The organism is Paraburkholderia sp. MM5496-R1, from assembly GCF_050436205.1.
GTDB lineage: Bacteria > Pseudomonadota > Gammaproteobacteria > Burkholderiales > Burkholderiaceae > Paraburkholderia > Paraburkholderia tuberum.
Genome location: NZ_JBNDLT010000001.1, coordinates 388,720 through 403,716, shown reverse-complemented (window position 1 = coordinate 403,716; position 14,997 = coordinate 388,720). Strand labels below are relative to the sequence as shown.

Here is a 14,997-nt window from a genome sequence, read left to right as displayed (position 1 = left end):
ATGAACTCTGGTCCCACCATGTCTTCCATCATCACCGCCCCCGAGCTACCCGCGGCGCTCGCCGCTGCGCGCGAGCGTGAAGCCGCCGGTTCACCGCTGCTAGCCATCGAGCAACTGCATAAGCGCTTCGGCGACAAGGTCGTGCTGCCCTCGGTCTCGCTACAAGTGGGGCATGGCGAGACGGTGGTGCTGATCGGCCCCTCGGGTTCGGGCAAGACCACCCTGCTGCGCTGTATCAACTTCCTGGAGAAACCTGACGACGGCACGATCCGACTCGGCGGTCAGCGCATCGGCCTGTCCGAAAACGGCCGTGCGCTACCCGAGGCCGAACTCGCCCGGCAACGCAGCCGTTTCGGATTCGTCTTCCAGCGCTTCAACCTGTTCGCTCATCTGAGTGCGCTCGACAACGTCGCAGCGGGCCCGCAGCGCGTGCTGGGGCTGTCGCGCGATGCAGCTCGGGATCGCGCGCAACAGGCGTTGGAGCGAGTCCAGCTTGCCCCGCACGTCGGCAAGCGACCCGCGCAACTGTCAGGCGGACAGCAGCAGCGGGTGGCGATCGCCCGCGCACTCGCGATGGAGCCGGAAATGATCCTGTTCGACGAGCCCACCTCGGCGCTCGATCCAGAACTGGTCAACGAAGTCCTCGAAGTCATGCGCGATCTCGCCGCAGCCCGTACGACGATGATGGTCGTCACACACGAAATGAGCTTCGCGCGCAACGTCGCCCATCGGGTCGTCTTCATGGATGGCGGCACGATCGTCGAGCAAGGCGCGACCGGCGAGGTTTTCGGCCGTCCGCGCGAAGAACGCACCCAGCGTTTCCTGCAGCACCTGCACACCTGAACTGAACCGGATGAGTTGACTAATGACTGCCCTACCTGTCGACCTTGACCTGCTGTTGCTGGATGCCACCGTTGTGACGATGGACCCCGCCCAGCCGGTGTTACATGACGCGGCCATCGGCATACGCGGCAACCGGCTTGCCTTTGTCGGCCGCGCGCAGGACCTGAGCCTGCAAACGCGCGCGCGTACCACGCGACGGCTAGGCGGACGCCTTATCGTGCCGGGCTATGTCAACGTGCATACCCACGCCATTCTGACGATGGTGCGCGGTGTAGCCGAAGATCTGGGCTTCGCGCCCGCGTACACGCCAGGCATTCCGCACGGCCACGACGTGCGCCCGGACGAAGCGGTCGCGCTGGCTCGTCTCGGCGCGCTCGAAGCGATGCTGTTCGGCTCGACGCTGATCAACGATAGCTATGTTCATGCCGACCTCACAATGGAGGCAATGGCCGACCTTGGCTTGCGCGTGTTCTCATGCGGACGCCTTCACGACGTCGATTTCTCCGGCGTGGCGAACGGGCGCTGGGAATACCATGCCGCGACCGGGGAGCGTACGCTCAACGACGCACTGACGCTCGCCTCGCGCTGGCATCGCAAGCACAACGGCCGCACGGGCGTGCAACTGGCCGTTCACGCACCGGATACCTGCTCTGACGACTTTCTGCGTCGGATCGCCGATGCGGCACGCGCGCATGACCTTGGCGTAACAACTCACCTCGCGCAAAGCCGCACTGAAGTGGGGCAAGTGAAACGGCGTTCGGGCAAAAGCCCGGCGCAGCTACTCGACAATGTCGGACTGCTCAATGAACGGTTGGTGGCGGCGCACTGTCTGTATCTGGACGACGGCGACATCGAGCGCGTCGGACGCGCCGGGATTACGGTCGCACACATTCCAAAGGGCAACGCGACGGGGGGGACGATGGCGCCGACGCCGCGCCTGCGCGCCGCCGGCGCCCGCATCGCGCTCGGCACGGACAACATGCACGCGGATATGACCGAGGTCATGCGCTGGGCGCTGGCCATCGCGCGCATCCAGTTGGACGAGGTCGCCCCCGACTGGCAGCCCGCCGATGCGCTGGCGATGGCCACCCATAACGGCGCCCTTGCGATGGGCCTGGGCGACCAACTGGGTCGGCTGCAGACGGGCTGGCTCGCGGACCTCGCCGTATTCGACTTCCGACGCGCGCATCTGGCACCGCACCCGAATCCGCTGGGCACGCTCGTGCATACGGGACTCGGGCGCGATGTGGAGATGGTCATCGTGGATGGAGAAATCGTGGTGGACGGCGGTGCTCCCACCCGTTGCGACGCCGATGCGGTCATCGCCGCCGCACAACACGCCGCCGCGCAATTATGGAAAAGGGCCAGCGCATGAGCACCCCGCACAGTATCGGTTCGCAGGCGAAGCACGGCGGCACAGGCGTCGCGGCCGCCGCATTTGCGCCTCCACGCGCCAGCACTTCACAAGCTGGTGCTGCCGTGCAGATGCGCGGCATCAGACACCGCTTCGCAGCGGTGCCCGTCATCGAAGACGTCACCCTCGAGGTTGCGGCCGGCGAACTGGTTGCGTTGCTTGGCCCCTCGGGGTGCGGCAAAAGTACCCTGCTGCGTATCCTCGCCGGTCTGCAGGTGCAGTCCGAGGGCGAAGTCCATATTGGCGGACAACGCGTGGATAGCCTCGCGCCGCGCCAGCGCGGTGTGGGCATCGTCTTCCAGAACTACGCGCTGTTTCCGCACATGACGGTGGCCGCGAACGTGGCCTACGGTCTGGAAGCCAACGGTGCGGCCCGTCGCGACGCCGCGCACAAGGCCATGCAGATGCTCGAGATGGTCCGCATGGATGCGTTTGCGAAGCGCTATCCCCGCGAGTTGTCGGGCGGCCAGCAACAACGCGTTGCACTGGCCCGCACACTCGCCGTCGAACCCCGCATCCTGCTGCTCGACGAACCGTTTGCGGCCCTCGACAAAAACCTGCGACTCGACATGCAGATCGAAATCCGACGTCTGCAGCGCGAACTGAACATCACGACCGTGATGGTGACGCACGACCAGGAAGAGGCGATGAGCATGGCCGACCGGGTCGCGGTTCTCAATCGCGGGCGTCTCGAACAATACGACACGTCGGTCGCGATCTACGACCAGCCCGCCACCTCGTTCGTCGCCACCTTCGTCGGCACCGCAAACCTGCTGCCGGTGACGCTGCGCCTGGATGGCAACCAGTGCCTGGCAGAGTTCGCCGATGGCGCCGTGCTGTCCGTTCCCCAGCCGGGCCCGTGGCGCGATCCCGGCGCGGCGTTGCTGGCGGTTCGACCCGAACAATGGGACTGGCAGTTGCCACAGCCTGGCGCCAACGCGCGGCAGTTGCTTGCTACCGTTCAACTGGCCATGCCGATCGGCCCAACGCTGGTTGTCGATCTGCAGACCGATGCTGGGCAGCCCGTGAAGATATCGCTCCCACGTGCCGAGGGTGCCGCCTTGCAGCCACGCCTGCGCGTGGCGCTCGATTTCAAACCGGATGCGCGGGTGCGCACCTTCAGTGCGCCGACGCACGGCGCCGCCGGCGTTTAGCGGATGCTCACGTCTGTCTTTATCCAACCGAGCGCGCGCGGCAGCGACGCCGTACGGCGCCGATCCTGTCCGCGGCGCGTGCACGTCGCCCTCTTCCCTATCACCCGTCTATCCACTTCAATCGTTCATCCGGAGGTCCTATGTCGCTGATCGATCACCAACGTCGCAAGCTCCTGCAACTGATGGGAGCGGCTGGGGCCGTTGGCCTGTCGCTCGGCAGCCCGCTTGCCATGGCTGCCTCGGAGTCCCTCGCGGCCACCACCTTTCCTGGCGCGTGGGAAGAGTCACAACGCAAGATCCTGTTGCCCGCGTTTCGCAAGGCTGCGGGTGTCAACGCCGTGCTCACTGCCTCCCAGGCGCTCGACACCCTGACCAAACTGGTGGCCGCGCGCAACAATCCGCCATTCGACGTGGTCATGATGGACGAGGGACCCTACCTGCAGGGCATCGCGCAAGGCGTGTTCGAACCCATTCCGGCGGCCCGCGTGCCGAACCTCGCGAATCTGCCCGCTCACTTCATCGACCCGAAGGGCCTCGGCGCGTATGTGTCCGCGCAGGTGTATGGCATTGCGTACAACACCGAGCGCGTGAAGAGCACGCCGAAATCCTGGAACGATCTGCTTAAGCCGGAATTCAAGGGCCGCGTCGGCCTCGTGAGTCTCGACTCGACCTTGGGCACGGTATGGATGGTGGCGCTCGCCAAGATGCTCGGCGGCGACGAAGACCACATGGACCTGGCATTCGATTACATCAAGCGCCTGATGCCCAACGTCGGCGCGGTCGCTGCCAATCCCGGCGCACTGGGGCACGCTGTTCCAGCAAGGTCAGGTGGATATTGCGTGCCACTACATCAACAACGTCGAGTCACTCAAGGCCAAGGGCGTACCGATCGCGCTCGCGCGACCGGAGAGCAACTGGGGAATGGTGCGCAGCACGATGAATATCGTGAAGAACACCCAGGCGCTGGATCTCGCCGCGACCTATATCAACACCGCGCTGAGTGTAGAAGTGCAGCAGCAGATGACGGCTGCGCCTTACTATGTTGCGCCAACCAACACGAAAGTGCCGTTCGGCGCAGCGCTCGCCGCCATCGCCCATAACGCAAATGAAATGGCCTCGTTCGTACAGGTGGACTGGGCACGGATCAACCCGCGCCGTGCCGAGTATATTGACCGTTTCAACCGTCTGGTCAAGGCCTGACGCATCATGAACGCGAACCACCGGATGTCACGCGACTGGCTCCTCGTGCTGCCGCTGGGCCTGTTCTTCGTCGCGTTTGTGGGCGTGCCGCTCGCACTCGTCGCGTTGATCAGCCTGCACAGCGACACCGCCATGACGCATTTCGGCATGCGCCAATACCTGCTGTTTTTTGGCGACAGTTATAACCGGGGCATCCTCTGGCAAACGCTCATGCTGGGCGTGGCAACCACGCTTGCGACGATCGTACTTGGCTATCCCGTCGCCCATCTGTACGTGGTGAGCCGGCCGCGGTGGAGGCGTCTGCTGATGGTGCTGATTCTTCTGCCGCTTCTGACCAGCTCGGTGGTCCGCACGTTTGCATGGGTCGTGATCCTCGGCAATGAAGGGCTGGTCAACGCGCTACTCGTGGCGTTCGGGCGAACGGGCGAACCGGTGCGGCTCTTGTATACACCGCTGGCTGTTATCCTGTCGCTCGCGCAGATTGAATTGCCGTTGATGGTGTTACCGCTCGTCACCACGCTCATGTCGCTCGACACGCGCCTGCCCGAGGCATCGCACGCGTTGGGGGCGAGCAGTTGGTGCACCTGGTGGAAGATCACGGTGCCGCTCGCCATGCCGGGCCTGCTCAGCGGCACCTTGCTGGTATTTACCGGCGCGGTCAGCGCGTTCGTAGTTCAGACGCTGGTCGGGGGCGGCCAGTTGATGTACATGCCGTTCTACATCTACGAGCAGGCGATCCAGACGCAGAATTATCCATTTGCCGCCACACTCGCTGTGATTTTGCTGTTGAGCGTGCTCCTGGTCGTGACCTTGCTCAACTATTTCGGCCGCAAGACCCGGGGATTTGTCCATGGCTAAATACACCGCCGCCGCGGCGCAGGTCATGCCGACGCGCCGCACCCGGCCTGGGCGCTTGTCGTTCAATGCCGTGATGGGAGCGATCGGCGGCATCGGACTCCTGATGCTGATCGGGCCCACGCTGATCGTGCTGATAACCTCGCTCACGTCGGGCTACTCGCTGAAGTTTCCGCCGCCGGGGTTCTCGCTGCGGTGGTATCACGCACTGATCTTCGATTCGCCCGAGATCATCGACGACCTGCTGCTAAGCCTGAGGCTCGCCGCCGCCGCGACCGCCTGTGCGACCGTGCTGGCGGTGGCGGCCGCGGTCACTCTGGCACGCCGCCGCACGCTCGCTGCGCGACTGCTCGACTCTTTTTTCATGGCACCGCTGACCATCCCGTCACTCGCGCTCGGTTTGGGTATCCTGATCTTGTTCAACCTGGAAAGTGCCGGCCTGTCGTTCTACAGCCTGCTCGCCGGACACATCGCCCTGTGCGCGCCCTATGTGCTGTACACCACGTCGGCCAGTTACGCGCAGCTCGATCCAGCGCTACTCGACAGCTCGAAATGCCTCGGGGCAGGCGGCTGGTTCACGTTTCGCCGCGTCGTGCTGCCGGCGCTGGTACCCGGCATCGCGTCGGGGGCGTTCATTGCGTTCATGAACTCGTTCGACAATGTCGCGCTGTCGCTGTTCCTGTCGGACGCCCGCTCAGAAGTGCTGCCCATCCACCTATGGCACATCATCGAGGACAGCCTCGACGTGCGGGCGGCTGCGGCCTCCGGCGTGCTGATTGTCGTCACCTTGATCTCCATGCTGCTGATGGAGCGGCTCGCCGGATTGTCGCGGCAGTTCCGCTAGCCCCTGCAGCTAACGTTCCTTCAACCGGGTGAAATCCTTGCGCAAGATCCTCTCCAACGTCAGAGCATTACACGGCGCCGGGCAGCGTTATGAGCCTCGGCGCGTCGACGTCGTGATCGAAGGCGAGCACATCGCCGCAGTCGTGCCGGGCGGCAGCGCGACCGACGGAGAGTGCGTGCCCCTTGACGACTGCCTGCTGGTGCCGGGGCTCATCAACGGCCATCAACATTCGCACGAGCATTTTCATAAGGGTCGGCTCGAAAACCTCCCGCTCGAATTGTGGATGCACTACGTGCGCGCCCCCCGCCCGGTCAAGCTGACGCCGCGCCAGGTTTACCTGCGGACCCTGATCGGTGCGCTCGAGTCGCTGCGCAGCGGCGCGACCACCCTGGTCGACGACGTGAGCCTTGGGCAGGCCATCGACCCCGCCATCGTCGAAGCGATTTTCCAGGCTTACGAAGACGCGGGTATTCGCGCGCTCGTCGGGTTCTCGATGATGGATCGCGCGATCGTCGATAACTTCCCTGACGTCGACACAATTTTCCCGCCCGCTCTGCTCGCGCAACTACGCGCCCAGCCGCGGCCCTCGCCCGATGCGTTCTTCGCGCTGCTGCAAAGCCAGTTGGCGCGGCACCATCCTCTGCATGACCGGGTCGGCATGCTGATCGCACCTTCGGCGCCGCAGCGCTGCACGTCTGAATTTCTCGCGCGTTGCCGCGCGTTCGCCGACACGCACGCGCTGCCGGTCATCATCCACGTTCAGGAAACGCGGCTGCAGGTGGTAACGGCACAAGCGTTCTATGGAAAGCCCATGGTGATGCGCCTCGCCGAATTGGGATTTTTGCAACCGGGCACCTCGCTGATCCACGCGGTCTGGCTGTCGGACGCGGAGATCGACTGCCTGGCGCAGTCTGGCGTCAGCGTCCAGCACAATCCGTGGAGCAACCTGATGCTCGGCTCCGGCGTGCAACCGGTACGTGAGCTGCTCGACGCGGGCGTCAACGTGAGTCTCGGGTCAGACGGCTGCGCGTCGACCGTCACCTGCAATATGCTCAACGTGCTTGGCAGCGCCGCGGCTTTGTCGAAGATACGCGGCGACGATTATTCGCGCTGGTTGTCGGCCGCCGAAGCGCTACATGCAGGGACGATCGGCGGCGCGACGGCGCTCGGACTAGGCGGGCAACTAGGCGCGATCGCTCCGGGTTATCGCGCCGACCTGGTCGCCTACCGGACCGACACCGTAGGCTTCACTCCCTTGACCGATCCGGTGCGGCAACTCGTGTATGCCGAGCGCGGCGCCGCCATCGACAGCGTGTTTGTCGCGGGCGAGGCAGTCATACGACAAGGCCGGCTCACGCGCGTCGATGAAGCCGCGCTAATGCGGGAAATTAGTGCGGCCTACGAGGCGCTCAGCGCGGAGTTTGGCCTCGCCGATGAATCAGTCGCACCACTGCGAGCGGAAATGGAGAAGGTCTACGCGCGAGCCCAGACGCTGCACGCCGATTGGCAGACCTGCGTGGCAAAGCTGCCCGGTTGACGGTGCGGCCAAGGGTGCGGTAGCCGTACGCCCCGATCCGTGGAGACAAATCACGAATCACCGGTGCAAGATAATCGCCGGTTCAGCAGAAACTCGCCGCTCGAAATCGCCAGTCATCAAGCCGCCCATACCATTATTCTTGGCGTTAGCTCTCCCTGCAAATGGCGGCTTCCCGCGTCCCAAGGACCCGGACCGAACCCTGCCGGCGGTATGGCAAGATGCCCCGGACAGATATTTAACGTCGTTTGTGTGTCCACCTTCGGTCATTCGATCGGGCGACATGGATGTCCCTTGATGGCCCAGACTGTGTCAAAACGAGCAGCCGCTGGGAATCGACGAAGCCTGTCTCGGCGCACCTCGCGGCTTGTCGGTTACGGCAACCCGAACGTCAAATCGGAGCACAACAACCCCGTGCGGGCGGCACGCCCTCATCGCGTTCATAACCGCTTCTGAACCGAGTATCTTGATCACCCGCTTCATGTTGTACGCCAGCACGTGCAAGCTCTTTTCCGTGCCCACCCGCCCGAGGGTCCGTGTCAGGAAATGAGTGGCGCCCATCCATGCCTTGATCGTGCCGAACGGGTGCTCGACAGTCTGTCGCCGGATGCGCATCATCTCAGGTGCATGATCAAGTCGCGCCTACATGTCATCAAGAACAGCTTCGTGCTCCCGGCGTGTCACGCGACGTTGAGGTCTTGGCGTGCAGCCCCCTTTTTGCGGACATTGCTGGCAATTCGAACTCCAGTACTTACTGATCTTCAGGCCGCGCTCAACGGTTGAGAACTGCCAGATGAGCCTCTCGCCTGCTGGGCACCGGTATTCGTTCGTCGTTGCGTTGTATATGATGTCTTCCTTGCCGAAGCGACCATGGGTCGTTGCACTCGATGTCACCGTCTTCGGAACGGTTGTGGTGCAATTCCGGCGCATCGGTCTGTTACTCTTGAGCTTTTGACGACCACGAGCCAAATGAGCAAGCTGAAAGATCTCGAACGGTTGTTCAACGGGCGTCATTTCGACCGCGAAGTCATCGTCCTTTGCGTGCGTTGGTATCTGCGCTACAAGCTCAGTCTGCGTGATCTTGTCGAGATGATGGCTGAGCGCGGCCTGTCCCTCGCCCACACTACGATCCTGCGTTGGGTGAAGCGGCTACACGCCGGAGTTCGTCAAACGCTGGAATCGGTTGGCTACGACAGCCGGTCAGTCGTGGCGAGTCGACGAGACCTACGTGAAGATTCGCGGCAAATGGGCCTATCTCTACCGCGCCGTTGACCGAGCGGGAAAGACGATCGATTTTCGCCTCAGCGCGAGGCGCGACGTGGCGGCAGCAAAGGCGTTCTTCGCGAAGGCAATCAGAACTCAGGGACGCGCTCCTGAGACGATTACGCTGGACGGCTACGCGGCATCTCATCGGGCGGTCCGCGAGATGAGGACCGACGAGTCGCTACCCAGGCGAACGAAATTGCGATCCTCGAAGTACCTGAATAATCTCATTGAGCAGGATCACCGCCACATCAAATCGCGGGTAAACGTGATGCTTGGGTTCAAGCGGTTCCACAGCGCCGCCGTTACCCTCTCCGGTATCGAACTGATGCATCGCATTCGCAAAGGCCAGTTCGATCTCACCAGCATGCACCTCAAAGATACCACTTCGCCCTCGATTCGGATGGCGGTTCTTTCAGCTCGTTGAGGTCTCCGAAACATGGGCGATTTCTCGCCCGCCTACCCAGTTTGCACCACAGCCGTACACCGCGCCGGTCTTGCCCAGTCTTCGCATCTCGTCGATGTGTGCGCCCCGCGCGCTCTGATGCCGGGCGATTGCTTCGCCCAACTTCGGCGCGAGCCTGCGCCTGCGCGCTTTTTGTTCTGGCGCGAAACGGGCGAATAACCGAATCCACACGTTAATACGGGTTTACCCGCAACAAGCTTGGCTTGTCCTGGCGGAATTGTTTTCTTGTTTGTCTTTCGATTCCCGAATAGCGAAGATCAATCGAACCAGTGACAGGCCGCGACGCGCTTCCTGTCGCACCCCCGCGTATTCACAGTAAGAGAGCCGCGCATGCATAACGGAAAACAGACGATTCGGGCGGGTGTCGACATTGGCGGCACGTTTACGGACGTCGCACTGGAGTACGGCGACCGACTCTACTCGGCCAAGGTTCTGACTGATTACGAAAAGCCTGAACGCGCGATTGTCGAAGCTCTGCGGCGTGCGGCGGCCCAGGCGTCGATCGAACCCGCGCAGATCGGAGCGATCGTTCACGGCACCACGCTCGCCACCAATGCCCTGATCGAACGGCGCGGCGCGCGCACCGCCTTCATCACGAGCGAAGGCTTTCGCGACGTCATCGAGATGCGCACCGAAAGCCGCTTTGAGCAATACGACCTGAGCATCGCACTGCCCAAGCCGCTCGTGCCGCGCTGCGACCGCTTCGCCGTGGGCGGCCGCATGGACGCGCAAGGCAACGAGCTCGTGCCGCTCGACCTCGATGGCCTCGAGCGGATCATTGCGGCGATTCGCATTGCTGAATTCCCGAGTGTGGCAGTGGGCCTGTTGCACAGTTATCGCAATCCAACCCACGAACGCGCGGTGCGCGAGCATCTACAGCAGCACTTGCCCGGCGTCGCCATATCGCTGTCCAGCGAGGTTTCGCCACAAATTCGCGAGTACGAGCGTTTCAACACCGTCTGCGCCAACGCCTATGTCAAGCCGCTGATGTCGTCTTATCTCAACCGGCTGGCCACGGCGCTCGAAAGCGAAGGCATGCGCTGTCCGCTCTACATGATTCACTCGGGCGGCGGCCTGATGTCGCTGAAAAGCGCCGCTGAGTTTCCGGTGCGTCTGCTCGAATCCGGCCCCGCCGGTGGTGCGCATTTACGCGAGCGACGTTGCGGCCCGCTTCGGGCTCGACAAGGTGCTTTCCTTCGACATGGGCGGCACGACCGCGAAAATCTGTCTGATCGAGGAACAGCATCCAAAGACCGCGCGCACTTTCGAAGTGGCGCGCACCTATCGTTTCAAGAAAGGCAGCGGCATGCCGATCTCGATTCCCGTCATCGAGATGGTCGAGATCGGTGCAGGCGGCGGGTCGATTGCGCATGTCGACGATTTGCGCCAGGTGCGCGTCGGCCCTGAAAGCGCCGGCTCGGAGCCGGGGCCGGCCTGCTACGGCCGCGGTGGCCGACGGCCGACCGTCACCGATGCCGATCTTCTGCTGGGCAAGCTCGATGCGAACCGCTTCGCAGGCGGCAAGATCCAGTTGGACACCGCTGCGGCGAACGGCGCTGTCGAGCGCGATATCGCGCAGCCGCTGCAAGGCGATCCAGTGCAGGGCGCCTTCGCGGTGGCGGAGATGGTCGACGAAAACATGGCCAATGCCGCCCGCGTGCATGCGGTCGAAAACGGCTGCGAGCTGGCCGAATACACGATGATCGCTTATGGCGGCGCGGCGCCTCTGCATGCAGCGCGCCTGTGCGAGAAGCTCGGTATCGCGCAACTGTTGATACCGCCCGGCGCGGGCGTGGGCTCCGCAATCGGTTTTCTGCGCACGCCATTCGGCTACGAGTCGCTGCGCAGTGCGGTGATGCGCCTGAGCGAATTCGACAGCGGCATGGTCAACACGCTGATAGATGAAATGAACGTCGAAGTTGCCGCGTTTTTGCGCGAGACTGGCCACACAGGCGAACTGCGACGCGAGTTACGCGCCTATATGCGTTACACCGGACAGGGCTGGGAGATTCCCGTCAGCGTCGCGGCTGAGCGTTTCACGGCATTCGACGTGGCCGCCTTGCGCCACAGTTTCATCGAGGCCTATACGCAGCTGTTTGGACACGAGGTGGCAGGGCTCGACGTGGAAGTGGTCAGTTGGGCGCTTTCCTTATGCACTGTAGAGGCGCGTCCCAAGCGCATCGAGCCGAGCGCCGGCTCGGCAGCGCCAGACCACGGCGGTATTGCCGCGCTCGAACACCGGCCGGTATTCGATGCGAGGAGCGGCCGCTTTCACGATTGCGCGGTCTATGCGCGCGCAAGCTTGCCGCGCGACATACGTATCGATGGCCCTGCGATCATCGTCGAGGACGAAACGTCGACGCTCGTCACCCCGGGTTTTTGCGTCGTCCTGCAACAGGACGATTGCCTGCTCATTCAACGTCGTCGTGAAGGAGATGCATAACATGAACACCACTAACGCCACTATTCATGTTCGTGAGCAGATCATGTGGAACCGGCTCATTTCGGTGGTCGAAGAGCAGGCCGTTACGCTGATCCGCACTGCGTTCTGCACTAGCGTACGTGAAGCCGGCGATCTCTCGGCCGGCGTGTTCGACGCGCAGGGGCGCATGATCGCCCAGGCAGTGACCGGCACGCCCGGGCACGTCAATTCGATGGCGGAATCGGTCGGCCATTTCCTTGCGCGTTTCCGCCCGGATCAACTTGCGCCCGGCGACGTGCTGGTCACCAACGACCCTTGGCTCGGCACCGGCCATCTGCACGACATCACCACGGTGACGCCGGTATTTCGTGGCGCGGGACACCCGATTGGCTTTTTCGCAGCGACTGCGCACGTGGTCGACATCGGTGGGCGCGGCTTTGGGCCGGACGCCGGCGAAGTCTACGAGGAAGGGCTGTGCATTCCGCCGATGAAGCTGTTCCGGTGCGGCGAGCTGAATGCCGATCTCATCGGGATTCTGCAAAGCAACGTGCGCGAGCAGGATCAGGTGATCGGCGACTTCCATTCGCTTGCGGCATGCAATGAAACCGGCCGCAAACGGCTGACAGCGATGATGGACGAGTTCGGTCTCGATAATCTGGCAGAGCTCGCGAATTTCATCTTCGAGCATAGCGAACGCGCGACCCGCGAACGCATTGCGGCGCTGCCACGCGGTCAGCATCGCTATGCGATGACGGTGGACGGTTACGAGCATCCGGTCGAACTGGCAGTCACGCTCGAAGCACGCGACGACGCGATGCTCGCCGACTTCGCCGGTACGTCGGGACCGAGCACATATGGCATCAACGTGCCGCTGACTTACACCAAGGCCTATGCGTGCTACGCGCTCAAATGCGCGATTGCGCCGGACATCCCGAATAACTGGGCCTCGCTGCGGCCGTTCGAAATCATTGCGCCACAGGACTGCATTCTCAATGCACCACGGCCGCTGCCGGTTTCCGTGCGGCATGTGATCGGGCATCTGATTCCCGATGTGGTGCTGGGTGCGCTGCAGGATATGTGTCCCGGCATCGTCCCCGCCGAAGGCGCGAGCGCCTTGTGGAACCTGCAGATGAAGTTTCAGGGCGCGCGCGACGATAACCGCGAGACACGCAACGAACTGCTCGTCTTCAACAGTGGCGGCACCGGGGCCCGGCCGGCGAGCGACGGCCTCAGCGCGACGGCATTCCCAAGCGGCGTGCATACGATGTCAGTCGAGGTCACGGAGAGCATTGGCCCTATCGTGATCTGGCGCAAGGAACTGCGGCCGGATTCGGGTGGCGCGGGCAGATGGCGTGGCGGTCTCGGTCAGAACATCGAGATCGGCGCTCGCGAGGGCTTTCAGTTCAGCCTGAATGCGATGTTCGACCGTGTCGCGTTTCCCGCACGCGGCCATCGGGGGGGCGGTAACGGGGCGGCGGGCAAGGTGCACCTGGATGACGGCACGGCGCTGCGCGCCAAGGGCCGCCAGGCGATTCCCGAAGGCCGCCGGCTGGTGCTCGAGCTGCCGGGCGGCGGCGGCTATGGCCGGGCGGAGGAGCGTCCCGCTGAGCAGGTGGAGCGCGACGTCGCATACGGTTATCTGAGCCCGGAGCAGGCCGAGCATGATTATCCCGGGGTCTTCACGCAGCGGCCCCGCACCTGAGCATGCTGCGTTTCGCTATGGGATCAGCGGCACCTGGACGGATAGCCGATGATTTCCTCGCGACATACATCTTCCAGCAGCCACTCGGCGAAATTCATCAGGGTGTCGGAGTTCTTGCGGTCGTTTTTGTAGAGCAGGAAAAATTTTGGTGTTTTTTCGAGTGGAAGCCTGCTCAGCAGATCGACGCCGAACGGCGCGATCAGCCGGCCGGAACGGATTTCAGTGAGTGCATCGAGATACGAAATGAAGCCGACGCCGAGACCCGCGAGCGTCGCTTCGAGCATTGCGCTGTGCGTGTGCAACAGTAATGTCGGTTGAGCATGTCTTTCTTCGATACCGAGCAGCGCGAGCGTGTCGTGCCACAGGCTGTTACCGCCAAGTGGTGAGATCAGCGTATGCCTCAGCAGGTCTTCGGGTTTCTCCACGGGATTCTGCTTGAGCAGCGCCGGGGCCGCGGCAAGTACCTTCAGGTCCTCGATCAACGGCACTTCCGTGAAATCGCTGTTGCCGCCATAACCCCAGTGAATCGCGGCATCGAGGCCGAGATCGTCGAAGTCCACCAGGTCCACACCGATCGACATTCTGAAATCGAACTCGGGAAACTGACGGGTGAAATGACCAAGGTGGCGGATCAGGCATGCGGTTGCGAAGTACGGGCTGACATGCAGAAACAGCTTGGGTGTGGCGCGTGCCCTCTTGATCAACGTCACGCCTTCGGAGATCTGGTCGAGTCCCCGCCGCACATATTCCACCAGCATTTCAGCGGATTCCGTGGCTGCCACGCTGCGCACGTGACGATCGAATAGCGGCCTGTCAAGCGATTCTTCGAGCAGTTTCAACTGGTGACTGACCGCTTGCGGGGTAATGCAGAGTTCGTCGGCAGCCTGTCGTATCGAGCCGCGGCGCATGACCGCTTCAAAGATCCGGAACGTGTTCAGCGGCGGAAGCCTATAGCGCATGGGCAGCAGATGTTCGTGTTCAGAGTGAGGGCTGGCGAGACGGTCGGGTGCACGACGCAACAGTCGAAGAAACTGACCAGCGCGGCCGCCGGTACGTGAGTATAGGTGGAACAAAAAACGGCCGCAGAACCCGGCGATTTATGTGCAGGTATGCGGATTCAGCTCCATTGTCTCGACGGCGTTGTCGCGTCGCGGCGTTACCGATGGATAAGGGTTTACCCGTAACAAACCTGGCTTGGCCTGGCTGAATTGTTTTCTTGTTTGTCTTTCGATTTCCGGATCGCGAAGATCAATCGGACCAGCAACAGAGAACGCGCCGCGCTTCCCGTTGCCCATCTTTC

Annotated in this window: 11 protein-coding genes and 2 pseudogenes; 11 read left to right on the top strand and 2 right to left on the bottom strand. The window is 62.9% G+C overall.

What is annotated here, in order from left to right; translation table 11 throughout:
* The 7 genes from OKW38_RS02035 to OKW38_RS02005 all read left to right on the top strand — a co-directional run bounded on the left by OKW38_RS02035 (window position 1) and on the right by OKW38_RS02005 (window position 7,847).
* Window positions 1-843 carry an amino acid ABC transporter ATP-binding protein gene (locus OKW38_RS02035; RefSeq protein WP_429359756.1) on the top strand — a complete coding sequence of 281 codons (843 nt, stop codon included), beginning with the start codon at window positions 1-3 and terminating at the stop codon, window positions 841-843.
* Window positions 844-865: 22 nt separating this feature from the next.
* Window positions 866-2,218 carry an amidohydrolase family protein gene (locus tag OKW38_RS02030; RefSeq protein WP_429359754.1) on the top strand — a complete coding sequence of 451 codons (1,353 nt, stop codon included), beginning with the start codon at window positions 866-868 and terminating at the stop codon, window positions 2,216-2,218.
* Window positions 2,215-3,411, top strand: coding sequence for an ABC transporter ATP-binding protein (locus tag OKW38_RS02025; protein ID WP_429359753.1), 1,197 nt, complete (start codon window positions 2,215-2,217; stop codon window positions 3,409-3,411). Before OKW38_RS02030 ends, OKW38_RS02025 begins: the two co-directional genes overlap by 4 nt.
* A gap of 140 nt (window positions 3,412-3,551) precedes the next feature.
* Window positions 3,552-4,511: an extracellular solute-binding protein gene (locus OKW38_RS02020; protein ID WP_429359752.1), complete on the top strand. Its 960-nt coding sequence runs from the start codon at window positions 3,552-3,554 to the stop codon at window positions 4,509-4,511.
* Window positions 4,512-4,656: 145 nt separating this feature from the next.
* Window positions 4,657-5,469 carry an ABC transporter permease gene (locus OKW38_RS02015; protein ID WP_429359750.1) on the top strand — a complete coding sequence of 271 codons (813 nt, stop codon included), beginning with the start codon at window positions 4,657-4,659 and terminating at the stop codon, window positions 5,467-5,469.
* Between the two features lie 25 nt (window positions 5,470-5,494).
* Window positions 5,495-6,310 carry an ABC transporter permease gene (locus OKW38_RS02010; protein ID WP_187630302.1) on the top strand — a complete coding sequence of 272 codons (816 nt, stop codon included), beginning with the start codon at window positions 5,495-5,497 and terminating at the stop codon, window positions 6,308-6,310.
* 37 nt (window positions 6,311-6,347) lie between these two features.
* Window positions 6,348-7,847 carry an amidohydrolase family protein gene (locus OKW38_RS02005; RefSeq protein WP_429359748.1) on the top strand — a complete coding sequence of 500 codons (1,500 nt, stop codon included), beginning with the start codon at window positions 6,348-6,350 and terminating at the stop codon, window positions 7,845-7,847.
* A gap of 423 nt (window positions 7,848-8,270) precedes the next feature.
* Here the strand turns inward: OKW38_RS02005 and OKW38_RS02000 are convergent.
* Window positions 8,271-8,759: pseudogene (locus OKW38_RS02000) on the bottom strand (transposase); the annotation flags it as partial.
* Between the two features lie 54 nt (window positions 8,760-8,813).
* Between OKW38_RS02000 and OKW38_RS01995 the strand changes: the two are divergent.
* The 4 genes and pseudogenes from OKW38_RS01995 to OKW38_RS01980 all read left to right on the top strand — a co-directional run bounded on the left by OKW38_RS01995 (window position 8,814) and on the right by OKW38_RS01980 (window position 13,697).
* Window positions 8,814-9,534 (top strand): IS6 family transposase gene (locus OKW38_RS01995; protein ID WP_429359747.1). Its coding sequence is split into 2 segments (ribosomal slippage): window positions 8,814-8,996 and window positions 8,998-9,534, totalling 720 coding nucleotides; the frame shifts between segments, so codons are not numbered across the junction.
* A 369-nt stretch (window positions 9,535-9,903) separates the two neighbouring features.
* Window positions 9,904-11,329 (top strand): annotated as a pseudogene (locus OKW38_RS01990) (hydantoinase/oxoprolinase family protein); the annotation flags it as partial.
* 99 nt (window positions 11,330-11,428) lie between these two features.
* On the top strand, window positions 11,429-12,016 hold the full coding sequence (locus OKW38_RS01985) for a hypothetical protein (RefSeq protein WP_429360666.1): 588 nt from the start codon (window positions 11,429-11,431) through the stop codon (window positions 12,014-12,016).
* A 1-nt stretch (window position 12,017) separates the two neighbouring features.
* On the top strand, window positions 12,018-13,697 hold the full coding sequence (locus OKW38_RS01980; RefSeq protein WP_187630298.1) for a hydantoinase B/oxoprolinase family protein: 1,680 nt from the start codon (window positions 12,018-12,020) through the stop codon (window positions 13,695-13,697).
* Window positions 13,698-13,720: 23 nt separating this feature from the next.
* Here OKW38_RS01980 and OKW38_RS01975 read toward each other — a convergent pair whose 3' ends face one another.
* Complete coding sequence (locus OKW38_RS01975) at window positions 13,721-14,656, bottom strand: LysR substrate-binding domain-containing protein (RefSeq protein WP_429359745.1); 936 nt, start codon at window positions 14,654-14,656, stop codon at window positions 13,721-13,723.
* Window positions 14,657-14,997 lie beyond the last annotated feature (341 nt).